The sequence below is a fragment of the Helicobacter pylori genome (assembly GCF_015904775.1).
In the GTDB taxonomy this organism is placed as follows: domain Bacteria; phylum Campylobacterota; class Campylobacteria; order Campylobacterales; family Helicobacteraceae; genus Helicobacter; species Helicobacter pylori_DM.
The window spans coordinates 1-22,614 of the sequence record NZ_JADZNC010000012.1; the positions used below are offsets into that span (position 1 = coordinate 1).

The window sequence follows — 22,614 nt, forward strand, 5'->3', positions numbered from 1 at the left end:
ATAAAGAAATAAAAGTAGTTGCTAATACTGAAAAGAAAGCAGAAAAAGCGGGTTATGGTTATAGTAAAAGGATGTAGGCATAAGAAAACACCATAAAATCGTTTTTAGCTTATTTATGGTATTTTAAAGGCTCTATATTACCCAATTAGAACAGAGCCTTTTTTAAACTCCTTAGTAGGAATCCTAATCGTTTTTAGCGTTTGAGCGTTTCACAAAATACAAGCGGTTGCAATTTTTATGCGGTGTTTCATGAAGAATGATTTTTATATCCCTCTCTTTATAAAGAGAGGGTTTTAATTTTAGCGGATCTTTAGCGGGTCTCAGCTGAGCTTTTAATGATCACGGTGTTGTAGTCAGGTTGGACGGGGCGTTGGTTAGGCGAATTTTTCATGCGTTTTTTGATTTCAGCCAATTGTTTGGCAGAGACTTCCAAAGGCTCTTCTATCACAAACCATGCCACCCCTTCTGTGCAAGGGGGAGCGGTGAGAGAGCCGTTAAAATGGTAGTAATTGATGCTTTTAGGCAAGAAAGCGTCTAAAGCCACCTCTTTAAAATTTTGTTTCTTTTGAATGCCTTCTAAAATAGGATCAAGGTTGGGGTTTTCTTTCCCTTCTTCAAAACCAATCGCTAACACTAACAAACGCCCTTTAGCGTCTTTATGCACGAAATGCGCACTCAAAGGCCTGGTTTTATTATTGATTAAAAACTCCATAGGGGCGTGGAAATGCACATTATCCAGCACATAATCATGCCCTCTATAATTAATGTGGTTAGTCGGTTCAAACGAAGCTTTTAAAGTGTGGTGGGTGAAAAAGACCGCTTTAGGTTTAGAAGCGGCGTATTTGAATTGCAAATCGGCTTTATCTTGCGTGTGGTAGTAATGCTCAATATTGATGGGCGATTGGCTTTTACCGCTTTTGCACACTTCAAAATCTTTGTGCAATTTGTCCCAGCGGTGCGGGCCATTTTCTTTATTTTTATAATCCCATTTGGTGTTTTCAGCGCCTATAAGAGAAGTGGCTAACGCTAAAGCGATCAAAAAAGTTTTTTTCATTTTAATTATCCTTTGTTCTAAAATTCTAAAATATTAAAAAGCAATTAATTCTAGCGCCTAATCAATAATGACCGCAGTTACAAAAAATAGATTGGTTAAAAGTTGGAAATGATTTTAAATTCTGTTTTATATGGTAACAACTCTATTAAATTTTAATGCGCCTATGGAGCGGGAATATTTGTTTCAATCAGCCCCCAATTTACAAGCGGTTAAAATTTTTGTCTTATACTCCAAGTTTTCAAATGGAATAAAATTTAACCCCTTAAGATTTAAATGATGATTACCAAACAATCGTATCAAAGATTCGCCTTAATGCGGGTTTTTGTGTTTTCGCTTTCGGCGTTTATTTTTAACACCACGGAGTTTGTCCCTGTCGCACTCTTATCAGACATTGCGAAAAGCTTTGAAATGGAGAGCGCAACAGTAGGGCTTATGATCACTGCTTATGCATGGGTGGTGTCTCTTGGCTCATTGCCTTTGATGCTGATTAGCGCTAAAATTGAAAGGAAACGCTTATTGCTTTTTCTTTTCGCCCTTTTTATTGCTAGCCACATCCTTTCAGCGTTAGCGTGGAATTTTTGGGTGTTACTCATTTCTCGTATGGGTATCGCTTTTGCCCACTCTATTTTTTGGTCCATCACGGCTTCTTTAGTCATTCGTGTCGCGCCAAGAAATAAAAAACAACAGGCCTTAGGGCTGTTAGCGTTAGGGAGTTCGTTAGCGATGATTTTAGGGTTGCCGCTTGGGAGGATCATTGGGCAAATCCTGGATTGGCGATCCACTTTTGGCGTGATCGGGGGCGTTGCGACTCTTATAATGCTGCTTATGTGGAAATTGCTCCCGCATTTACCCAGTAGAAACGCCGGCACGCTCGCAAGTGTCCCTATATTAATGAAACGGCCGCTTTTAATGGGGATTTATCTGCTTGTGATCATGGTCATCTCTGGGCATTTCACCACTTATAGCTATATTGAGCCTTTTATCATTCAAATCAGCCAATTTTCTCCTGATATTACGACGCTAATGCTGTTTGTTTTTGGGTTAGCGGGCGTGGCGGGGAGTTTTTTATTCGGCCGTTTGTACGCGAAAAATTCAAGAAAATTTATCGCTTTTGCGATGATTTTAGTCATTTGCCCGCAACTCTTGCTTTTTGTGTTTAAAAACTTAGAGTGGGTGATCTTTTTGCAGATTTTCTTGTGGGGAATAGGGATCACTTCACTCACCATTGCGTTGCAAATGAGGGTGTTGCAGCTCGCCCCAGATGCCACGGATGTCGCGAGCGCGATTTTTTCGGGGAGCTATAATGTGGGGATTGGATCAGGAGCGCTGTTTGGCAGTATTGTGATCCACCAATTAGGGCTAGGGTATATTGGCTTTGTGGGTGGGGCTTTGGGGTTGTTGGCGCTGTTTTGGCTTAGATTCATTACGATAAAGTTTAAAAAAGCATAAAGAGCGTTAAAAGGATTAGCCCAATAAAGGAGAATCCCTTTTGCGCTAAAAACCATTTTTTAATGATACCGCTTAATAACTGTGCTAACGGACAGATTGTCTCTCTTTTTATGTTAAAATAGAAAAATTTGTCATAAATTTTAAGCGGTGTGTTTTAAATGCTCAAAAAAAAGATTGATTTGCATAAAGATTCGATAAGAAAGCTCTTTTTTTATTATTTTATCCCTTTAGCTTTTTCTATGATTTCACTTTCCACTTACTCTATGATAGATGGCATGTTTGTGGGCAAGAAACTGGGTAAAGAAGCTATCGCTGCGGTCAATATCGCATGGCCTATTTTCCCGGCTTTAATAGCGTATGAATTGCTTTTTGGTTTTGGGGCAGCGAGCATTGTGGGGTATTTTTTGGGTCAAAATAAAACCCATAGGGCTAGGCTTGTGTTTAGCAGCGTGTTTTATTTTGTCGCTATAAGCGCCTTTATTTTGAGCATGGCGTTATTGCCTTTTAGCGAAACTATCGCGCGTTTTTTTGGGAGTAATGACGCTTTATTGAGCATGTCTAAACGCTACATTGAAATCATTTTAATGGGCTCTGTTTTTATGGTTTTGCACCCTTTAGCGGATGTCTTTGTGGTGAATGACAAACGGCCCGTTTTAGCGATGGTGGCGATGTTGATTGGCTCATTGGCGAATATCTTTTTCAACTATTGGTTTATTTTTGTTTTGGAAGTGGGGGTTCAAGGCAGCGCGATAGCCACCGTGATAGGGCATGCGATAGGGGTTTTAGTCTTAATGCAGCATTTTTGGCGCAAAAAAGGGCAATTGTATTTTATCAAACGATTTTCTTTGTCTTCAGTCATTTCTTCAGCTAAAAGCGGCGTGCCTCAAAGCACGGCGGAATTTAGCGCTTCTATTATGATTTTGTTGTTTAATACCGCTATCATGCACACGGCTGGGGAAAGGTTTGTGAGCATGTATGGGATCGTCATGTATAATGCGATTATCTTTTTTACGACTTTGTTTGCGATTTCTCAAGGCATCCAACCGATCGCGAGCTTTAGCTATGGGGCTAGAAATTTAGAGCGCGTGAAAGAGGTGTTTATTTTTGGTTTGAAAGCAGCGTTTTGTATAGGGATTGTTTTCTATGGCGCTTATTATTTCTTAGATGAATTTTTAATCAAGCTTTATTTGCAGCCAAGCGAACAAGACGCACTCTTTATGCAAGAGACTAAAAGAGCGATGAATATTTATTATGTTGGCTATATTTTTTTAGGCATGACTTTGTTGTGTGCGGTGTTTTTCCAATCCATCCAACGCACTAAAAGTTCGTTTATCATCACCCTTTCGCACACATTAGGGTTTATTATTGTCCTATTGCCGATTTTAAGCCATTTCTATGGGATTAATGGCATTTGGGTAACTTACCCTATCGCGCAATTTTTAGCGTTTTTAGTAGCGTTAGGGGTAACTTATTATGAAATCAAAAAAGGGGTTTTTACCGCTTATAAAGAGAAAAACCCTATCGCTTTGAAAACTTAATCAATAAATAAGGTAAAATTAAGACATGCATGCAGAATTTTTCACTTTCGCGCTCATTATGCTTTTAATCGTGATAGCCCCTTATGTGTCTAGAATCTCTCGTTTGCCTATCACGGTTGTGGAGATTTTATTTGGATCTGTTGGGGCGTATGTGGGTTTTATTGAGCCAACTAAAGGCTTTGAAATCATGTCTGAAATTGGCTTTTTGTTTTTAATGTTTTTATGCGGTTTGGAAGTGGAAATTTATTTGTTTAAAAAATTAGGGGTTTCTCTTTTAAAACGCATTTTTGCTTATCTGTTGATTTTATACACGCTTTCGTTTATTCTTACTTTTAGCCTTAATTTAGAGCCTATTTTTATGGTGATTTTCCCTATTATCAGTTTGGGCATGATCATGACTTTAGTCAAAGATTATCGTAAAGAGATTTTGTGGCTTGATTTGGTTTTGAAAGTGGGCGTTATTGGGGAATTGTTAAGCATTTTTGGTTTGGTGGTCGTGGATGGGGTGTATTCGCATGGTTTGGGCATGGATTTGATTAAAGATTTAGGCATTCTCATTGTTTTTTTAATTTTAATTATCGTGGCGTTTCAAATCTTTAAGACTTTGTTTTGGTGGTTCCCGCATTTAAAGCTTTTTGTGATGCCTAAAAGCAGTCAGTTTAACCAAGACGTGCGTTTTTCGCTCATGCTCTTTTTTTCCTTGGTTGCGATCGTGGTGTGGCTCAAAATAGAAATGGTTTTAGGGGCGTTTTTGGCGGGGTTAGTCGTTTCTACTTTCTTCCCTCATAAATCAGAGCTGATCCACAAGCTCAATGATGTGGGGTTTGGGTTTTTTGTGCCTTTGTTTTTCATCCATGTAGGCTCTACTTTAGACTTAAAATTAGTGTTTTTAAACCCGCATTTGATTCTCCAAGGGATATTGATTGTCATAGCGATGTTGAGTTTGCACTTGATCACTTCAACCTTATTGTGGCGCAAATACTTTAAAGAGGCTAAGCATTTATTTTCATTCGCTTTAGGGGCTTCTATGCCTTTAACTTTTTTAGTAACCACCGCAGCAGTTGGCTTAAAAGCGCAAGCGATCTCACAAAACACCTACTACGCATTGCTCATGGCGGCTATTTTTGAAGGGGTATTATTCACGATTGCGATCAAAATACTCAACAAAAAAGCTTAAATGAAAGCTTAAGCGTCTAAATATCTAGCGTCGCTAAAGCTGCTCGCTTGGACATTATTGAACGCATTCTCTAAGCTATCAAAGAAACGAGGGTGCAAGTTTTGCATTTCTTTTAAGAAATTTTTGGTGGCTAATCGCGCGATAGGGGGCTTATCAGAGGTGGGCTGCTTGGCCGGGCAGTTGCAATCAGGAGCAACCGGGATATTTTGAGAAGTGACAAAATGAATGCTACTAGCTTCTCGAACCTTAATCAAAGGGCGGATCACCAACAAGCCGTTTTCAGCCCTATAAATGGGGGGCATGCTCCTTAAACTCCCGTTATAAGTGAAATTCATAAAGAAGCTCTCCACCGCATCATCTAAATGGTGCGCGATAGCGACTTTATTATAGCCTTCTTCTAAAGCCTTAGAATACAAAGTCCCTCTCCTCAAACGAGAGCAAAACGAACAAAACGAGCTTTTTTCACGGCGTTTTTCGTTGATCGTGGCAGCGATTTGGGTGTAAATGATCTCATGTTCAATGCCTTGCTCTTGGCACAAATCGCTCAACCATTTCAAATCTTCGCCCAAACCATAATGCACGGTAACCGCTTTAAAATCAAATTTGAAAGGGGCATGTTTTTGCATCCTAGCTAAGATGCAAGCGAGCATGATAGAATCCTTGCCCCCACTCAATCCTAATAAGATTTTATCGCCTTCTTCTATGAGTTTGTAAGTGGCATTTGTCTTGCCTACAATGTGTAAGACTTTTTTAGAAATTTCATAAGCCATTTTTGATCCTTGATTGTTTTATTTTCTAAAGTTTTGCGCTAAGCGAATGATTTCTTCTTCGCTAATGTGATCGGAATTATATTTCACAATAATGATTTCTTCGCTAATATTAACATACCATTCAATGATTTTATCCCCTAAAGTTTCAAATTGTTCCTCATTGTAAGCGTCCAAGGGGAAATAGACATTTTTTTGCTTGGAAGGGTTGTGGAGCAAAAAGAGCGATATTCCCCAAATAAGCCCTAAAGCTACAACGATTAAGCTTGTGTTAGAAACGCCTAAATGATGGTAGCTCAACCCCCCGCTCACGCCCCCAACAAAGCTCCCTAAATAGCCAAAAGTAGTGAATTGCCCTAAAACCTTGCCTTTTTCGTTTGCTTTGGCGAATTTAGACGCTAAAGATTGCATGATAGGCTCTAAGGTGGCAAAGCCAATAAAGAAAAACGCCACCCCAACAATAAAGAGCCATAAATATTTCCCTAAAAAGCTAGAGTCGGCTAAAAACAAGCACAAATAACTCATAATAAACAACAACACGCCAGAAAGCATCACCCCTTTAGGCTTATTGTATTTTTCAGCCATAACGCTCGCTATTCCCATGCTTAAAACCCCTAATAAGGCTCCAGGCACATACACCAAGATTAAAAAGCTTTCATCTTTATGGAATTCATTCACTAAGGCTAAAGGGATCAGCACAAAAATAAGCGTCATGAACGCTTTTTCAAAAAAAGAACTTATATATAAAAGATACAAGGCTTTAGAGTTGGGTTGGTAAGCTTTTATGTTTTTGATTTGGTAAGAAATTTTAGGGGCGTCTTTGACTTTTAAAAGCATCAACAAACTCAATAAGGTTAAGATCGCCGTGAGCAAAAAGAGCCATTTTGCCCCCCCAAAAAACGCCACAACCCCAGGGCCTATGGCCATGCTTATAGTGAAGCTAATGAAAATAAACGCCCCCATGATGGCCATGGCTTTGGTGCACTCTTCTTCTTTCACTTCATCAGCCACCATCGCGCTAACAACCCCCCCTAAAGCCCCCATGCCTTGAATGAAGCGCCCGATAACGAGCCAAACAATATCGTTCGCTATAAAGCACACTAACGAGCCGGCTAAAAACAATAACAAGCACACCATAACCACCACTTTACGGCCGATTTTATCGCTAAGAATGCCCATGGGGGTTTGAAAAATAATTTGCGTAAGATACGCTCCGCCCACAGCCAACCCCACGAGTAAGGGACTGCTTGAATGGAAACTATCCGCATACAAACTAATGACAGGCAAAACAATAAAAAGCCCCAAAAACCGCAACGATGACACTAACGCTAATGGAAAAATTTTCTTAAACATGCGTAGTATTTTACAAGAAAATCTCTAATTTCTATCATTAATTTAGGAAAGTAGGATTGATAATAAAAGTTTAATTTTAATGGATTTTTAAGAAAATTTTTTGTATAATCTCATTCTTTATTTTTTATAAAATTGCTTGTGTCAAGGTAGCTCAGCTGGTTTAGAGCGCTGGTCTCATAAGCCGGAGGTCGGGGGTTCAAGTCCCCCTCTTGACACCATGATTTGATTTAATCTTCATTTAATTTTCGTTTAATCTTTTTTTTAGCAAAACTAAACTACAATAGCCTTGCATCTTTTAATTTCTTTAGGGATTTGACGATGATTTTTAGCTCTCTTTTTAGTGTTGTAGGGATGGCGGTGCTTTTTCTTATTGCTTGGGTGTTTTCTAGCAATAAAAGGGCTATAAATTATCGCACGATTGTCAGCGCGTTTGTGATCCAGGTGGCTTTAGGGGCGTTGGCTTTATATGTGCCTTTGGGTAGGGAAATGTTGCAAGGCTTAGCCAGCGGCATACAAAGCGTGATTTCTTACGGCTATGAGGGGGTGCGTTTTTTATTTGGCAATCTCGCTCCAAACGCTAAAGGCGATCAAGGGATAGGAGGCTTTATCTTTGCGATCAATGTTTTAGCGATCATTATCTTTTTTGCTAGCTTGATTTCACTTCTATATTATTTAAAAATCATGCCTTTGTTTATCAATCTCATCGGTGGGGCGTTGCAAAAATGCTTAGGCACTTCTAAAGCAGAAAGCATGAGCGCAGCGGCTAATATTTTTGTAGCGCACACCGAAGCGCCCTTAGTCATTAAGCCTTATTTGAAAAGCATGAGCGATTCAGAGATTTTTGCGGTCATGTGCGTGGGCATGGCTAGCGTTGCGGGGCCTGTGTTAGCCGGGTATGCGAGCATGGGTATTCCTTTGCCTTATTTAATCGCCGCTTCGTTTATGTCCGCTCCTGGGGGGTTGTTGTTCGCTAAAATCATTTACCCGCAAAACGAAACCATTTCTAGCCATGCAGATGTTTCTGCAGAAAAGCATGTCAATGCCATAGAAGCTATCGCTAATGGGGCAAGTACAGGGCTAAATTTAGCCTTGCATGTGGGAGCGATGCTTTTAGCCTTTGTGGGGATGCTCGCGCTCATTAACGGGCTTTTAGGGGTTATAGGGGGGGTTTTAGGCATGGAGCATTTGTCTTTAGGGTTGATTTTAGGCACGCTCTTAAAACCCTTAGCCTTTATGCTAGGCATTCCGTGGAGTCAGGCTGGGATTGCCGGAGAAATCATAGGCATTAAAATCACGCTCAATGAATTTGTGGGCTATATGCAGTTATTGCCTTATTTGGGCGATAACCCTCCTTTAATCTTGAGCGAGAAAACTAAAGCGATCATCACTTTTGCGTTGTGCGGGTTTGCTAACTTAAGCTCAGTCGCCATGCTCATTGGTGGGCTTGGTAGTTTAGTGCCTAAAAAGAAGGATCTCATTATAAGGCTTGCTTTAAAAGCGGTGCTTGTAGGCACGCTTTCTAATTTCATGAGCGCGACTATCGCCGGGTTATTCATAGGACTAAACGCTCATTAAAAGGACAAAATATGCAAAAAAGAGTGGTGATCTTATTATTGGATTCTTTTGGTATAGGGGCTAGTGAAGACGCTAAAGATTTTGGCGATTTGGGGGCGAACACTTTAGGCAATATCGCTAAGGCTTGTTTTAATAACTTGGCTGATTCTAACGATCGCAATGGGGCTTTGAAACTGCCTTATTTAGAGAGTTTGGGTTTAGGGTTGAGCGCTTTAAAAGCTGCAAATGAATTGCCTTTGGGTTTTGATTCTCAACCTAATTTAATAGGGGCTTACGCTTACGCCAAAGAACTTTCTAGCGCCAAGGATACGATTTCTGGGCATTGGGAGATGATGGGTGCGCCCGTTCTTTTTGAATGGGGGTATTTTAAAGACAAAACCCATTCGTTTCCTAAAGAAATTTTAGATGAAATCATGCACAAAACTAAGATTAAGGGCTATTTAGGGAATTGCCACGCATCAGGGACTGAAATCATTAAAGATTTAGGCGAAAAGCATTTAGAAACTTTATACCCCATTTTTTACACTTCAGCGGATTCGGTGTTTCAAATCGCTGCGCATGAAGAAAAGTTTGGGTTGGATAACTTATACGCTCTTTGTGAAGAAGCGTTTCAAATTCTAGAGCCCTTAAAGATCGCCAGAGTGATCGCGCGCCCCTTTATTGGCACCAATAGAGAGAGTTTCAAACGCACCGCTAATCGCAAAGACTATGCGATAAAGCCCCATAAAAAATTGCTTTTTGAAACATTCATTGAAGAAAAGCAGGGCGAAGTCATTAGTATTGGAAAAATCGCTGATATTTACGCTCATGTGGGGATCACTCAAAAGTTCAAAGCCGGTAGTTTGATGGAATTATGCGATGTGACTTTAGAGCAAGTCAAAAACGCTAAAAACAACAGCTTGATTTTCACGAATTTTGTGCATTTTGATAGCGATTATGGGCATAGGCGCGATATTAGCGGGTATGCTAACGCTTTAGAGTATTTTGATACGCGTTTAAAAGAGGTTTTAGAAAATTTAAAAGAAAACGATTTGCTCATTCTTTGCGCCGATCATGGGTGTGATCCCAGCTTTAAAGGCACCGATCACACACGAGAATACATTCCTATTTTGTTCTACCACAAAGATTTACAACCAGCCTTTTTAGGCAAGAGCGAGTCGTTTGCGGATATTGGGCAAAGTATCGCTTATTTTTTGGGATTAAGCCCCCTAGATTATGGCAAAAACTTATTAAACTTTAAAGGACAACCATGACCCCTCACATCAACGCCAAAATCGGCGATTTTTATCCTCAATGCCTTTTATGCGGCGATCCTTTAAGGGTGAGCTACATTGCGAAAAAATTCTTACAAGACGCTAAAGAGATCACGAATGTGCGTAACATGCTAGGCTTTAGCGGGAAGTATAAGGGCAAGGGGATTTCTTTAATGGGGCATGGCATGGGCATTGCGTCATGCACGATTTATGTAACCGAACTCATTAAAACCTATCAGGTTAAAGAGCTTTTAAGGATTGGCACTTGCGGGGCGATTAGCCCAAAAGTCGGCTTGAAAGACATTATCATGGCAACGGGAGCTTCAACAGATTCTAAAACCAATCGGGTGCGTTTTTTAAACCACGATTTGAGCGCAACGCCTGATTTTGAATTGAGTTTAAGAGCGTATCAAACAGCAAAGCGTTTGGGTATTGATTTGAAAGTGGGTAATATTTTTTCAAGCGATTTTTTCTATTCGTTTGAAACGCATGCCTTTGATTTAATGGCCCAATACAACCACTTGGCTATTGAAATGGAAGCGGCAGGGTTATACGCCACGGCGATGGAACTAAACGCTAAGGCTTTATGTTTATGCTCTGTCTCAGATCACTTAATCACTAAAGAAGCCTTAAGCCCTAAAGAAAGAATAGAAAGCTTTGATAACATGATCACTCTGGCTTTAGAGATGATGAGTTAGCCTTTTTTGTTGCCCCCATAAGTTAAGGATAAGCTTTAAAGGAAAACCCTTAAAGCTAAAAGCCTTAAGGGAACTTTGGAAAAACTAAAGCTATCGTTTTACAGAAACTTCGTTTTACAAAACTACCGCTTCAATAAAACAACAACTTTACACCCCAAAAATGAAATTTCAAGGTATAATGTTTTCCAAGAGTTTTTGCCATTTTCTGTTTTCATGGCAAACTCCCATTAAAAATTATCCCCATAATTGCACTTATGGGGGCGTTTATTTTACAACAATCTTTCTAAAACCAAATCCCAATCAAATTAAAAACACTCTTAAAAGCTTGATTGAGCGCATCAAAACACCCTAAAACTTTTTTTGAAATCCAATAAATTTGTGGTAAAATTAAACGCATTGTAAATAAATTCTCATTTTGATACATTTTTTGCAATAAAACATTACTTTAAGGAACATTTTATGAAAAAAACGATTCTACTTTCTCTAACTCTTGCGGCGTCATTGCTCCATGCTGAAGACAACGGCGTTTTTTTAAGCGTGGGTTATCAAATCGGTGAAGCGGTTCAAAAAGTGAAAAACGCCGACAAGGTGCAAAAACTTTCAGACGCTTATGAAAACTTAAACAAGCTTTTGGCCAATCACAGCCACTCCAATCAAGAGATTAACGCAAACAGCGCCACAGCGATCAATCAAGCGATTGGCAATTTAAACAAAAGCGCGCAAAGTTTAATTGATACAACAACCAATTCCCCTGCCTATCAAGCCACGCTTTTAGCGCTAAAATCCACGGTGGGGTTATGGAATAGCATAGCTTATGCGGTTATATGCGGAGGCTATACGGATAAACCCAACCACAACATCACAGAAACTTTTTACAACCAACCAGGACAAAATTCAGATTCGATCACTTGCGGTGGGCATGTGGGGTTACTTCAAGCAGGCAAAAATTCTCATCTGTCCATTGAACAATTTGCAACGCTCAATAAAGCGTATCAAATCATCCAAGCCGCTTTGAAACAAGGTCTCCCTGCTTTAAGCGATACAAAAAAAACGGTGGAAGTAACCATTAAAACAGCAACCAACGCTAAAAACATTAATGTCAATAATAACAATAACAATGCTGCTGATGCTACAATTGAAACAAAGAATACTTAATATTAACGATGCACAAAATCTTTTAACCCAAGCGCAAACCATCATCAACACCCTTCAAGACAATTGTCCGATGCTGAGAGGGAAGTCTAGTAGTAATGGTGGAACTAATGGCGCAAACACCCCTTCATGGCAAACAGGTGCTAACCAAAATTCGTGCAACGTTTTTGGCACGGAATTTAGCGCTATTTCAGACATGATTAGTAACGCTCAAAACATCGTTCAAGAAACCCAACAACTTAACGCTAACCAACCCAAAAATATCACCCAACCCAATAATTTCAACCTTAACTCTCCTAATAGTGTCGCTTTGGCTCAAAGCATGCTCAAAAACGCTCAATCTCAAACAGAAATTTTAAAACTGGCCAATCAAGTGGGGAGCGATTTTAATAGAATTTCTACAGGAGTTCTTAAAAACTATATAGAAGAATGCAGCACGAATGCTTCAAGTGAAAGCGTTTCCAATAACACTTGGGGGAAAGGTTGCACGGGCGTGAAACAAACTCTAGCTTCGCTAGAAAAAAGTAGCGCTTCTTTTTCTAGCCAAACGCCTCAAATCAATCAAGCGCAAACCCTAGCCAACACCATTGTTCAAGAACTCGGTCATAACCCTTTCAAACGAGTGGGCATCATTAGCTCTCAAACCAATAACGGGGCGATGAATGGCCTTGGGGTGCAAGTGGGCTATAAGCAATTTTTTGGCAAAAAGAAAAGATGGGGGTTAAGGTATTATGGTTTCTTTGATTACAACCACGCCTATATCAAATCCAATTTCTTTAACTCGGCTTCTGATGTTTGGACTTATGGGGTGGGTAGCGATTTATTGTTTAATTTCATCAACGATAAAAACACCAACTTCTTAGGCAAGAACAATAAGATTTCTTTTGGGCTTTTTGGAGGAATCGCCTTAGCAGGGACTTCATGGCTTAATTCTCAATTTGTGAATTTAAAAACCATCAGCAATGTTTATAGCGCTAAAGTGAATACGGCTAATTTCCAATTCTTATTCAATTTAGGCTTGAGAACCAATCTCGCTAGGCCTAAGAAAAAAGATAGTCATCATGCGGCTCAACATGGCATGGAATTGGGCGTGAAAATCCCTACCATTAACACGAATTACTATTCTTTTCTAGACACTAAATTAGAATATAGAAGGCTTTATAGCGTGTATCTCAATTATGTGTTCGCTTATTAAAAAATCTCCTTTTTAAAATAGGGGGGGGGTTAAACTTCTAAAAAACCTCTAAAGCTAAAAATTTTCAAAAAACAATCATTAAACCCTAAAAAAGAAATTTTAAGGTATAATGTTTCCGCCATTTTTATTTTTCGTTTTTAGTTTTCCATGGCAAACTCCTTTTTAGAATTTATCCCCATAATCCGACTTATGGGGGTTATTTTGCAACAATCTTTTCAAATTTAAAAAACGCTCTCAAAAACCATTAAAGAGTGAAATTACCTTACAAGATGAGCTTTTTTGCGATTTTTATTAAAACGATCGTTTTTTAGCGGAGTTTTTAAAAAAAAGGGTTTTTTACTCACTTCTTTTGATTGAAACAACACAATCAAGCATCTTAAGGCAATTTAAAATAAAATAGCGCTAACATAACCCCAAAGCCCCTTATTAAATTAATCTATACCAAATAGTAAGGAGTTATCTAACATGGGGTTTTTCAAGCTTAAAGAACACAACACGAACATTGCCACCGAGTTTAGAGCGGGTTTAACGACCTTTATCACCATGATTTACATCGTGCCACTAAACGCTCTTATCCTTTCTCACGCCAACATGCCTTATGAAGCCCTTTTGAGCGCGACAGCCATTATCACTATCTTATCGAGCGTGTTTAACGGATTATGGGCAAACACTCCCATCGCTATGAGCGTGGGCTTAGGGTTGTCAGCTTATTTTAGCTTTGGATTGGTTCAGGGGCTAAAACTCCCTTGGCAGAGCGCTTTAGGCATCGTAGCGCTCTCGGGAGCGATTTTTGTGATTTTGTCTTTCACTAAATTTAGAAGTTGGGTCATGCGAAGCATTCCTAGCGATTTAAGGCGTGCGGTGAGCGCGGGGATAGGGGCTTTTATCGCGTTTATTGGTCTTAAAGAAATGCATATTGTCGTTACCCATAAGGCTACGCTTGTAACCTTAGGCGATTTTGGCGATCCGCATGTGTTATTGGGGGTTGTGGGGATCATTTTAACTTTCGCGCTCTACACGCTCAAAATCAGGGGTTCTTTCATTATAGCGGTCTTAATCACTTCCATTCTCGCATGGGTTTTAAAGCTAGCCCCTTACCCTAGTGAGTTTTTTTCCATGCCCGCTAGCATTGGCCCTATCGCCTTTCAATTAGATTTTAAGGGCATTTTTTTTGATGCGAGTGGGGCTTTCACTTTAGCGTTAGTGCCAGTCATCATCACTTTTTTTGTAACCGATTTGTTTGATTCTTTAGGCACGCTTGCAGGGATTGGCCACAAGACTGATTTTTTCAATGATGAAGAAAAAAATAAGGAATTGGAAAAGACTTTAGAAGCGGATGCGGTAGCTTCTTTAGGGAGCGCGGTGGTGGGCGTTTCTACTACGACAGCTTTTATAGAGAGCGCGAGTGGGGTTGAAGAGGGGGGCCGCACAGGGCTGACAGCGGTTTTTACCGGATTATTTTTTGTTTTAACGCTCTTTTGCTTGCCTCTTTTAAAAGCTATTCCTAGCAATGCGATTTATCCGGTGCTGGTGGTAGTAGGGGTTTTGATGTTTAGCGTGTTAGAGGGGGTGAATTTTAAAGACATGGCCATTAGCGTTTCCACTTTTTTAACCGTGGTGATGATGCCCTTAACCTTCTCCATTGCCGATGGCTTAGCCTTTGGCTTTTTGTCTTATAGTATCATCAAATTGGTTCAAAAAGACTTCAAAGCGCTCAATTCAGGCATCATCATTCTCTGCATCATTTCTGTTTCTGTATTTATCTTTCGTTAAGCTCTTTTTAAGGGGCTTTGCATTTTTTACTCATTTCATGCCTCTTTTTCTTTATTTAGACAGATTATTATCTTAAAATAATTGTAATATCATTATTATTATATCAACTCAATAAAAAAGGAGAAGGTATGCAAAAAACTTCTAACACCTTGGCGCTGGGGAGTTTGACAGCGCTATTCTTTCTAATGGGTTTTATCACGGTTTTAAACGATATTTTAATCCCGCATTTAAAACCCATTTTTGACTTGACCTATTTTGAAGCTTCACTCATTCAATTTTGCTTTTTTGGGGCGTATTTCATCATGGGAGGCGTTTTTGGGAATGTGATCAGTAAAATCGGCTACCCTTTTGGTGTGGTGCTTGGTTTTGTGATCACAGCGAGCGGGTGTGCGTTGTTTTATCCGGCGGCGCATTTTGGCTCCTATGGGTTTTTTTTAGGAGCGTTGTTTATTTTAGCGAGCGGGATTGTGTGCTTACAAACCGCTGGTAATCCCTTTGTAACCTTGCTTTCTAAGGGTAAAGAAGCCAGAAACTTGGTTTTAGTCCAGGCGTTCAATTCGCTTGGCACGACTTTAGGGCCTATTTTTGGGAGCTTGTTGATTTTTAGCACGACTAAAATGGGCGATAATGCAAGTTTGATAGACAAATTAGCGGACGCTAAAAGCGTTCAAATGCCTTATTTGGGCTTGGCGGTGTTTTCGCTTCTTTTAGCGCTCATCATGTATCTTTTGAAATTGCCTGATGTGGAAAAAGAAATGCCTAAAGAGACGACGCAAAAAAGCCTGTTTTCGCACAAACACTTTGTTTTTGGGGCTTTGGGGATCTTTTTCTATGTGGGGGGAGAAGTGGCGATTGGCTCATTCTTGGTGTTAAGCTTTGAAAAGCTTTTGAATTTAGACCCTCAATCAAGCGCGCATTACTTGGTGTATTATTGGGGAGGCGCGATGGTGGGCCGTTTCTTAGGCAGTGTGTTGATGAATAAAATTGCCCCTAATAAATACCTAGCTTTCAACGCTTTAAGTTCTATCGTGCTTATCGCTTTGGCTATTCTCATTGGAGGCAAGATCGCTTTATTCGCTCTGACTTTTGTGGGCTTTTTCAACTCTATCATGTTCCCTACAATCTTTTCTTTGGCTACGCTCAATTTAGGGCATCTCACTTCTAAGGCTTCTGGGGTGATTAGCATGGCGATTGTAGGAGGGGCGTTAATCCCCCCCATTCAAGGTGCGGTTACAGACATGCTAACAGCAACCGAATCAAATTTGCTCTACGCTTATGGTGTGCCGTTATTGTGCTATTTTTATATCCTCTTCTTTGCACTTAAAGGGTATAAGCAAGAAGAAAACTCCTAAAAAAAAGGGGGGGGTTTCTCTTTTATTTTCTTTCTTTTAGCTTGTTTTTAAAATCAGTAATAAAAAACTTGACTTTAATCAAGCAAGCGTTCTATAAAAGGGTTTATTTGTCAGTATTTGATGAGGACAGAGCTTTTTTTAACAACTTGAGGCAAAAACACAAACAGGGTTTTTAAAATTTTTAAGATACAATCAAAAACACTGCTAATGAATAAAAAAATCCCCTAACCACAAGAGATTAAGAGATTTTAAGAATGAAGCGAAGAATAAAGACTAGTAAATGGGTTTAGCGTCTTTGAATTTATATTCCGTAAGAAACCCAGTGCCATCAAAATTACCCACCAAAGAGATCTTTGCAATATCACCCACTTGGCAATCGGTTTCTAAAATAAGATAAGGCACTTCATCTTTACCGATTAAAGTGATCACTCGGCCCTTTTTTTCACGACTTTGCTTGGGGAACTCTTTAGAATCAAGGCCTGTGGTATTATCGCCGGTTTGGAGCATTCTAAAAGCATAGCACATGCCATCATTGATTTGAGCGCTATAAATTTTGCCTTTTTTAACTTCTTTTTTAACCCCCGGTTTAACCGCAATGCGTATTTCTGAGTGGATCTCAGCTTCTTGCATTTTGCCCTTATAATCTCGCACCTGAACCTTATGCACGCCATTAGGATCTCCCTTTTTAAGCAGAGAATCTTCATAGCTGAATTTTTGAATGTCTAAATCCCCATCAACAAAACTCCTAGCGTCAAGCTGAACGCTCAAAAGCCCTAGCAACCCAACCAACGAAAATTTCAAACAACGCTTATAAAAATAACTCATCAACAAATCCTTTCAATGTAAAATCAAACAAATATATCCCAAAATGAAAAACAAAAAGATCACAAAACCGCTATTTTAGCAACAAAAACGCATGCTTTCAGCCAAAAAAGCCTAGAAGAAATCATTCAAAAATAATTTCTTCCGGTTTGATTCCATCGCCATAAACAGGCTCTAAAGTCTCCTTGTAAGCTTCTTTTAAAAAGTCGCTAGAAATGAGGGAATCAATTTCGTTGTTCAACCATTCTAAAAGCTTAGGGTTACCCTTTTTAATCGCTGGAGCGATCACATCCTTATCGCCAAGGCTTGTAATGCCTAATTTAAACTCAGGGTGTTGTTTCGTCCAAGCGAGCAACAAAGTGTTATCATGGGCTAGAGCGGTAGCCTTATTGTTTAAAAGGGCTAAAAAAGTCTCTGTGTTTTGCTCAAATTTCAAAAGTTTGATATTGGGGTAATTTTTAGTGAAATAAAAATCCGCTGTCGTGCCTTTATTCACAATCAGCTCTTTATCCTTCAACTCTTCTATATTTTTAATGACCCCATCTTTAGAAATCACCCCCAAAGCGACTTTCATATACGGCTTAGCGAAATCCACGACTTTTTCTCTTTCTTTAGTGCGCGTGAAATTAGCCATGATAATATCCACTTTATTGGCTTTTAAAAATTCCACCCTAGCTGAAGCTTCTACAGGAATAAACTCAATCTTATTTTCATCGCCCAATAAATCAAGGGCCATGCGTTTAGCGATGACTACATCATAGCCTTGATATTTCCCTTTAGAATCCACAGAGCCAAAAGGAGGCTTATCGCTAAAAACCCCCACCTTTAAAACCCCCCTTTGTTTAATGACTTCTAAAGCGTCCTTCTTTTCTTTATGGCTATCAGAACATGCGCTAAAGACTAAAGCGATTAAAACTAAAAATAGCCCCCACATTTTAAAAAGCCCGTTTGTTTTCATAAAACCACCTTTTTTTAAAATTAAAACTATCTTTTTAGCAAACTTTATTTAACAGCTCCCTAAAAAATGGAAAGTTTCTAAAAATTTTTGCGCTCTTTGAGACTTGGGGTTATTAAAAAACTCTTTGGCGCTGTTTTCTTCAGCGATCTTACCGCTATCAAAAAACACGATTTTGTGAGCGATTTTTTGGGCGAATTTCATTTCATGCGTTACAATCACCATGCTCATGCCCGTTGTGGCTAATTCTAAAATCACTTCTAAAACTTCTTTAACCATTTCAGGGTCTAATGAGGCGGTTACTTCATCAAAAAGCATGATTTTTGGCCGCATGCACAAAGAACGCACGATCGCTACTCGTTGTTTTTGCCCGCCGCTCAATTCTTTAGGGTAAGCTTGTTGTTTATGCTCCAAACCCACTCGCTTTAAAAGCTCTACGGCTTGAGAAATGACCTCATCTTTGGATCGTTTTTGCACTTTTAAGGGGGCGAGTAAGATATTATCCAGCACGTTTAAATGCGGGAACAACTCATAATTTTGAAACACCATGCCTATTTTTTGGCGCATTTGATTCCAGTTAGTGGCTGGCGTATTAAGGTTAGTGTTTTCAAAAAGGATTTCACCTTCATCAATCTTTTCAAGCCCGTTTAGGCATTTTAAAAAAGTGCTTTTCCCGCACCCGCTAGGCCCTAAAATCACTGCCACTTCACCCTTATTTAAAGTGAAATTGATGCCGTCTAAAACCAAATGGTTTTGATAGGTTTTTTTTAACCCTTTGGTTTCTAAAATCGCGCTCATTTTACCCTCTAATGTGTTGGAATTTTTTTTCTAGATAGGAACTATACAGGCTCAAACTATAGCATAAACTAAAATAAAACATTAAGATAACGCCATAAACCACAAAGCTCGCATTAGGCATGCGTAAGAGGTTAAGCTCTATGATTTGCTGGCCCACTTTTAACAAATCAATCGCTCCAATGAGAGAGACTAAAGCCGTGGTTTTAATCATGCGCGTGAATAAATTAAGGCTTGAGGGCAATAAAGACAAAAAGCTTTGGGGGAAAATAATATTAAAAATCACCTTTTTTGAATCTAAGCCTAAAGCTAGAGCGCTTTCTACTTGGTGTTTGCTTACGGAAGTTAAAACCCCTCTGGTTAAATCCATCATTTCAGCGCCCCCCCACAAGCTAAAAACAATAATACTCGCTAAAACCGCGCTAATATGCAAATCAAACCAGCTCGCTAACCCAAAATACACGATAAACAGCCATGCTAAAAGCGGGATGATGCGAACGCTTTCTAAATACACACGACACGCTAAAACCATTATTTGAGAGCCAAACGCCATCAAACTCCCTAAAAGCATTCCAACAATGATTGAAATCATTGCAGAGCTAAGAGCGATCAAAAGAGTGGTTTCAAACCCTTCTAACAAACGCTTAAGATTGTCTAATTCTAATAAAACTCCCATTTTAAGCCACTTTCTTTTTAAAGGAACGCTCTAAGATCACAAACAAAACGCTTAAAGGGAGCAAAGCGATCAAATAAGTGAGGCTTAACATCAAAAGGCTTTCAGTCGTTTTATAATAAATGCCAATAAAATCTTTCGCCACAAACATGATATCGGTTAGGGCTATCGCGCCCACCACCGAAGTTTCTTTGAGTAAAAAAATCACATTCGCTCCTATGGAAGGCATAGAAACGCTTAAACTTTGAGGTAAAATAATGTAATACATCATTTTCAAAGGGCCAAACCCCAAACTCAAAGCGCTTTCTCTTTGAATGGAAGCTAGGCTCTTAAACCCAAGCAAAAAACTTTGACTCATATACCCCCCACCCAAAAACCCTAACGCTAAAATCGCACACTCTAAAGCGCTCAAACCGATTTCATTCAACCCGTAATACAAAAAGAAAAGCTGGATGAGTAGGGGCGTGTTCCTAGCGATTTCGCCATAGATATAGACGATAGGAGAGATAAAGCGCGTTTTAAAATATAAAACGATCGCGCACAAAAACCCCACCAAAAGAGAGAGCAAAATCCCAAAGAAAGAAATATAAAGCGTGAGTTCTAACCCCTTAAAAAACATAGGGATGGAGTGAAACATAAAATCCCAATCTAATGCCATAACGCTATACCTTAAAATTAATGACGCTTTAAAGCATCATGTTTAAAAACAGCTCTTATTCACCCTAATTGTTAGAAGTTTGGAAAACCCAAGCCTTTAAGCGGGAAGTTTATGAGCCGTTTTGCCACTATTCAAAGAAATTTTGGATTATAATAAAAAAACTGGCTGAAATTAACAGCAATGATTAAATAATCATTGAATGGAGAGGACATGCAAAAAAGTTTAGTTTCTTTGGCTTGGGTTTTTGTCGCTATTTTAGGGGCGATCTGTTTAGGGGTGTTAGCCTTACACAAGGGCGAGAGCATTAACACGCTATGGCTTGTAGTAGCGAGCGCTTGCATTTATAGCATAGGCTATCGTTTTTATAGCCATTTTATCGCTTATAGGGTGTTAAAGCTAGACGATAACAGAGCCACGCCCGCATGCGTAAGGAATGACGGTAAGGATTTTGTGCCAACCGATAAAGCGATCACCTTTGGGCATCATTTCGCCGCTATTGCTGGGGCTGGCCCTTTAGTAGGCCCGATACTAGCCGCTCAAATGGGTTACTTGCCCTCTATCTTATGGATTTTGATAGGCTCGGTTTTAGGGGGTTGCGTGCATGATTTTGTGGTGCTTTTTGCTTCCATTAGGCGCGATGGCAAGTCTTTAGGCGAAATGATCAAGCTTGAAATGGGTCAATTTGTAGGCATGATCGCTAGTTTAGGGATTTTAGGGATCATGCTCATTATCATTGCGATTTTAGCGATGGTGGTGGTGAAGGCTTTAGCGCATTCGCCTTGGGGCTTTTTTACGATCGCTATGACCATTCCCATTGCGATTCTTATGGGGCTTTACATGCGGTTTTTCAGGCCGCATAAGATTTTAGAAGTTTCTGTTATCGGCTTTATTTTGTTGATTATAGCGATTTATGCGGGTAAATACGTTTCTTTAGATCCCAAATTAGCGTCAATCTTCACCTTTGATGCCAGTTCTTTAGCGTGGATGATCATGGGCTATGGTTTTGTGGCTTCTATTTTGCCGGTATGGTTTTTACTCGCTCCACGAGATTATTTAAGCACTTTTTTAAAAATTGGCGTTATAGGGGTGTTGGTTGTGGCTATTGTTTTTGTCGCTCCGCCTTTACAAATCCCTAAAATCACGCCCTTTGTAGATGGCAGTGGGCCTGTGTTTGCAGGAAGCGTGTTCCCTTTCTTGTTTATCACGGTAGCTTGCGGGACGATTAGCGGCTTTCATGCTTTAATTTCTTCAGGAACGACCCCTAAAATGCTCGCTAAAGAAAGCGACGCCAGGCTAGTGGGCTATGGCTCTATGGTGATGGAGAGCGTTGTGGCTCTTATGGCGTTGGTGTGCGCAGGGATCTTGCACCCAGGGCTTTATTTCGCTATCAATTCCCCAGAAGTGAGCATCGGTAAAGATATAGCTGATGCGGCTTCGGTGATTAGCTCATGGGGGTTTAATATCAGCGCTGAAGAAATCAGTGAGATGACCAAAAACATTGGCGAAAGCTCCATTTTGAGCCGCACCGGTGGGGCACCCACTTTTGCGATCGGTTTAGCGATGATCGTGTATCACATTTTAGGGGATCCAAGCGTGATGGCGTTTTGGTACCATTTTGCGATTTTGTTTGAAGCTTTGTTCATTTTAACCGCTGTGGATGCTGGCACACGAACCGCTCGTTTCATGATTCAAGATTTGCTCGGTAATGTTTATAAGCCTTTGGGTAATCTTAGCTCTTATAAGGCTGGGATTTTTGCCACTCTTTTGTGCGTGGCAGGGTGGGGGTATTTCTTGTATCAAGGCACGATCGATCCTAAAGGGGGGATTTATACGCTATGGCCTTTATTTGGCGTGAGCAACCAGATGTTAGCGGGCATGGCGTTGTTGTTGGTTACGGTGGTGTTGTTTAAAATGGGGCGTTTTAAGGGGGCGATGGTAAGCGCCTTGCCGGCAGTTTTGATTTTATCCATCACTTTTTATAGCGGTATTTTAAAGGTGGTGCCAAAGAGTAATGATAGCGTGCTGAATAACGTTTCGCATGTGGCGCAAATGCAAATCATCAAAGAAAAAATCGCACTCACTACCGATGAAAAAGCGCTCAAAACGCTCCAAAAATCCCTTTTTAACCATGCGATTGATGCGATTTTGTGCGTGTTTTTCATGCTTGTAGCGCTATTAGTTTTAATCGTGAGCGTTAGGATTTGCTCAAACGCTTATTTTAAGAATCAAATTTATCCGCCGCTAGCTGAAACGCCCTATATCAAAGCCGCTTGAATAAAAAAGGGGTTTTAACCCCCTTTAAATCCATAAAAAAAGTTTGACCCTGTTTGTGAAGCGTGCAAACACTAAAGATGTTTGGGATTTCTGCTTGGGTT

Annotated in this window: 19 protein-coding genes, 1 tRNA gene and 1 pseudogene; 13 read left to right on the forward strand and 8 right to left on the reverse strand. The window is 39.9% G+C overall.

Annotated features, from left to right (window positions below):
• Positions 1-77: DUF874 family protein (locus I6852_RS06175; protein ID WP_197291238.1), on the forward strand; the 77-nt coding region annotated here is incomplete at its 5' end.
• 233 nt (positions 78-310) lie between these two features.
• Here the strand turns inward: I6852_RS06175 and I6852_RS06180 are convergent.
• On the reverse strand, positions 311-1,054 hold the full coding sequence (locus I6852_RS06180; RefSeq protein WP_002203616.1) for a carbonic anhydrase: 744 nt from the start codon (positions 1,052-1,054) through the stop codon (positions 311-313).
• A 273-nt stretch (positions 1,055-1,327) separates the two neighbouring features.
• Here I6852_RS06180 and I6852_RS06185 point away from each other — a divergent pair, with 273 nt between their 5' ends.
• The 3 genes from I6852_RS06185 (at position 1,328) to I6852_RS06200 (ending at position 5,218) form a co-directional block, all read left to right on the forward strand.
• Positions 1,328-2,503: a sugar transporter gene (locus tag I6852_RS06185; protein ID WP_197291830.1), complete on the forward strand. Its 1,176-nt coding sequence runs from the start codon at positions 1,328-1,330 to the stop codon at positions 2,501-2,503.
• 158 nt (positions 2,504-2,661) lie between these two features.
• Complete coding sequence (locus tag I6852_RS06195; protein ID WP_197291829.1) at positions 2,662-4,041, forward strand: HP1184 family multidrug efflux MATE transporter; 1,380 nt, start codon at positions 2,662-2,664, stop codon at positions 4,039-4,041.
• A 25-nt stretch (positions 4,042-4,066) separates the two neighbouring features.
• A complete protein-coding gene (locus I6852_RS06200) occupies positions 4,067-5,218 on the forward strand; it encodes a cation:proton antiporter (protein WP_039082050.1) in 1,152 nt (383 codons plus the stop codon).
• 8 nt (positions 5,219-5,226) lie between these two features.
• Here I6852_RS06200 and I6852_RS06205 read toward each other — a convergent pair whose 3' ends face one another.
• Together I6852_RS06205 and I6852_RS06210 are read right to left on the reverse strand one after the other, a co-directional pair.
• Positions 5,227-5,988, reverse strand: coding sequence for a tRNA 2-thiocytidine(32) synthetase TtcA (locus I6852_RS06205; protein WP_000312860.1), 762 nt, complete (start codon positions 5,986-5,988; stop codon positions 5,227-5,229).
• 18 nt (positions 5,989-6,006) lie between these two features.
• A complete protein-coding gene (locus tag I6852_RS06210; protein ID WP_331458754.1) occupies positions 6,007-7,299 on the reverse strand; it encodes an MFS transporter in 1,293 nt (430 codons plus the stop codon).
• 179 nt (positions 7,300-7,478) lie between these two features.
• On the opposite strand from I6852_RS06210, the gene I6852_RS06215 reads away from it, so the two are divergent.
• From I6852_RS06215 to I6852_RS06245, 8 genes and pseudogenes are all read left to right on the forward strand, one after another.
• Positions 7,479-7,556, forward strand: a tRNA-Met gene (locus tag I6852_RS06215).
• A gap of 100 nt (positions 7,557-7,656) precedes the next feature.
• Positions 7,657-8,913, forward strand: coding sequence for a NupC/NupG family nucleoside CNT transporter (locus I6852_RS06220; RefSeq protein ID WP_197291827.1), 1,257 nt, complete (start codon positions 7,657-7,659; stop codon positions 8,911-8,913).
• 11 nt (positions 8,914-8,924) lie between these two features.
• A complete protein-coding gene (locus I6852_RS06225; RefSeq protein ID WP_197291826.1) occupies positions 8,925-10,166 on the forward strand; it encodes a phosphopentomutase in 1,242 nt (413 codons plus the stop codon).
• Entirely contained in the window at positions 10,163-10,864 is a 702-nt protein-coding gene (gene deoD, locus I6852_RS06230; RefSeq protein WP_021175333.1) for a purine-nucleoside phosphorylase, read from the forward strand. Before I6852_RS06225 ends, deoD begins: the two co-directional genes overlap by 4 nt.
• Before the next feature lie 133 nt (positions 10,865-10,997).
• Complete coding sequence (locus I6852_RS08220) at positions 10,998-11,216, forward strand: hypothetical protein (protein WP_331458756.1); 219 nt, start codon at positions 10,998-11,000, stop codon at positions 11,214-11,216.
• Positions 11,217-11,323: 107 nt separating this feature from the next.
• Positions 11,324-13,211: pseudogene (locus I6852_RS08130) on the forward strand (outer membrane protein).
• Between the two features lie 465 nt (positions 13,212-13,676).
• Complete coding sequence (locus tag I6852_RS06240) at positions 13,677-14,984, forward strand: NCS2 family permease (RefSeq protein ID WP_000505429.1); 1,308 nt, start codon at positions 13,677-13,679, stop codon at positions 14,982-14,984.
• Between the two features lie 128 nt (positions 14,985-15,112).
• Positions 15,113-16,336, forward strand: a complete 1,224-nt coding sequence (locus tag I6852_RS06245; protein ID WP_001174138.1) for a sugar MFS transporter — start codon at positions 15,113-15,115, stop codon at positions 16,334-16,336.
• Positions 16,337-16,609: 273 nt separating this feature from the next.
• Here I6852_RS06245 and I6852_RS06250 read toward each other — a convergent pair whose 3' ends face one another.
• From I6852_RS06250 to I6852_RS06270, 5 genes are all read right to left on the reverse strand, one after another.
• Positions 16,610-17,161 carry a hypothetical protein gene (locus tag I6852_RS06250; RefSeq protein WP_000120156.1) on the reverse strand — a complete coding sequence of 184 codons (552 nt, stop codon included), beginning with the start codon at positions 17,159-17,161 and terminating at the stop codon, positions 16,610-16,612.
• Positions 17,162-17,282: 121 nt separating this feature from the next.
• Positions 17,283-18,116 carry a transporter substrate-binding domain-containing protein gene (locus tag I6852_RS06255; RefSeq protein WP_128057883.1) on the reverse strand — a complete coding sequence of 278 codons (834 nt, stop codon included), beginning with the start codon at positions 18,114-18,116 and terminating at the stop codon, positions 17,283-17,285.
• Positions 18,117-18,164: 48 nt separating this feature from the next.
• The gene (locus I6852_RS06260) at positions 18,165-18,911 is read right to left on the reverse strand and encodes an amino acid ABC transporter ATP-binding protein (RefSeq protein WP_001959396.1); all 747 of its coding nucleotides are present in this window, start codon (positions 18,909-18,911) and stop codon (positions 18,165-18,167) included.
• Position 18,912: 1 nt separating this feature from the next.
• Entirely contained in the window at positions 18,913-19,584 is a 672-nt protein-coding gene (locus tag I6852_RS06265; protein WP_197291825.1) for an ABC transporter permease subunit, read from the reverse strand.
• A gap of 1 nt (position 19,585) precedes the next feature.
• Positions 19,586-20,239, reverse strand: a complete 654-nt coding sequence (locus I6852_RS06270; RefSeq protein ID WP_197291824.1) for an amino acid ABC transporter permease — start codon at positions 20,237-20,239, stop codon at positions 19,586-19,588.
• A 210-nt stretch (positions 20,240-20,449) separates the two neighbouring features.
• Between I6852_RS06270 and I6852_RS06275 the strand changes: the two genes are divergently transcribed.
• Positions 20,450-22,513: a carbon starvation CstA family protein gene (locus I6852_RS06275; protein WP_197291823.1), complete on the forward strand. Its 2,064-nt coding sequence runs from the start codon at positions 20,450-20,452 to the stop codon at positions 22,511-22,513.
• Positions 22,514-22,614 lie beyond the last annotated feature (101 nt).

Bases quoted from the DNA above. Each gene is read 5' to 3' on its own strand.
- I6852_RS06240 (WP_000505429.1), top strand. From the start codon at position 13,677: ATGGGGTTTTTCAAGCTTAAAGAACACAACACGAACATTGCCACCGAG.
- I6852_RS06260 (WP_001959396.1), bottom strand. From the start codon at position 18,911: ATGAGCGCGATTTTAGAAACCAAAGGGTTAAAAAAAACCTATCAAAAC.
- I6852_RS06180 (WP_002203616.1), bottom strand. From the start codon at position 1,054: ATGAAAAAAACTTTTTTGATCGCTTTAGCGTTAGCCACTTCTCTTATA.
- I6852_RS06205 (WP_000312860.1), bottom strand. From the start codon at position 5,988: ATGGCTTATGAAATTTCTAAAAAAGTCTTACACATTGTAGGCAAGACA.
- I6852_RS06195 (WP_197291829.1), top strand. From the start codon at position 2,662: ATGCTCAAAAAAAAGATTGATTTGCATAAAGATTCGATAAGAAAGCTC.
- I6852_RS06250 (WP_000120156.1), bottom strand. From the start codon at position 17,161: ATGAGTTATTTTTATAAGCGTTGTTTGAAATTTTCGTTGGTTGGGTTG.
- I6852_RS06185 (WP_197291830.1), top strand. From the start codon at position 1,328: ATGATGATTACCAAACAATCGTATCAAAGATTCGCCTTAATGCGGGTT.
- I6852_RS06245 (WP_001174138.1), top strand. From the start codon at position 15,113: ATGCAAAAAACTTCTAACACCTTGGCGCTGGGGAGTTTGACAGCGCTA.
- I6852_RS06270 (WP_197291824.1), bottom strand. From the start codon at position 20,239: ATGGCATTAGATTGGGATTTTATGTTTCACTCCATCCCTATGTTTTTT.
- I6852_RS06255 (WP_128057883.1), bottom strand. From the start codon at position 18,116: ATGAAAACAAACGGGCTTTTTAAAATGTGGGGGCTATTTTTAGTTTTA.
- deoD (WP_021175333.1), top strand. From the start codon at position 10,163: ATGACCCCTCACATCAACGCCAAAATCGGCGATTTTTATCCTCAATGC.
- I6852_RS06275 (WP_197291823.1), top strand. From the start codon at position 20,450: ATGCAAAAAAGTTTAGTTTCTTTGGCTTGGGTTTTTGTCGCTATTTTA.
- I6852_RS06220 (WP_197291827.1), top strand. From the start codon at position 7,657: ATGATTTTTAGCTCTCTTTTTAGTGTTGTAGGGATGGCGGTGCTTTTT.
- I6852_RS06265 (WP_197291825.1), bottom strand. From the start codon at position 19,584: ATGGGAGTTTTATTAGAATTAGACAATCTTAAGCGTTTGTTAGAAGGG.
- I6852_RS06225 (WP_197291826.1), top strand. From the start codon at position 8,925: ATGCAAAAAAGAGTGGTGATCTTATTATTGGATTCTTTTGGTATAGGG.
- I6852_RS06200 (WP_039082050.1), top strand. From the start codon at position 4,067: ATGCATGCAGAATTTTTCACTTTCGCGCTCATTATGCTTTTAATCGTG.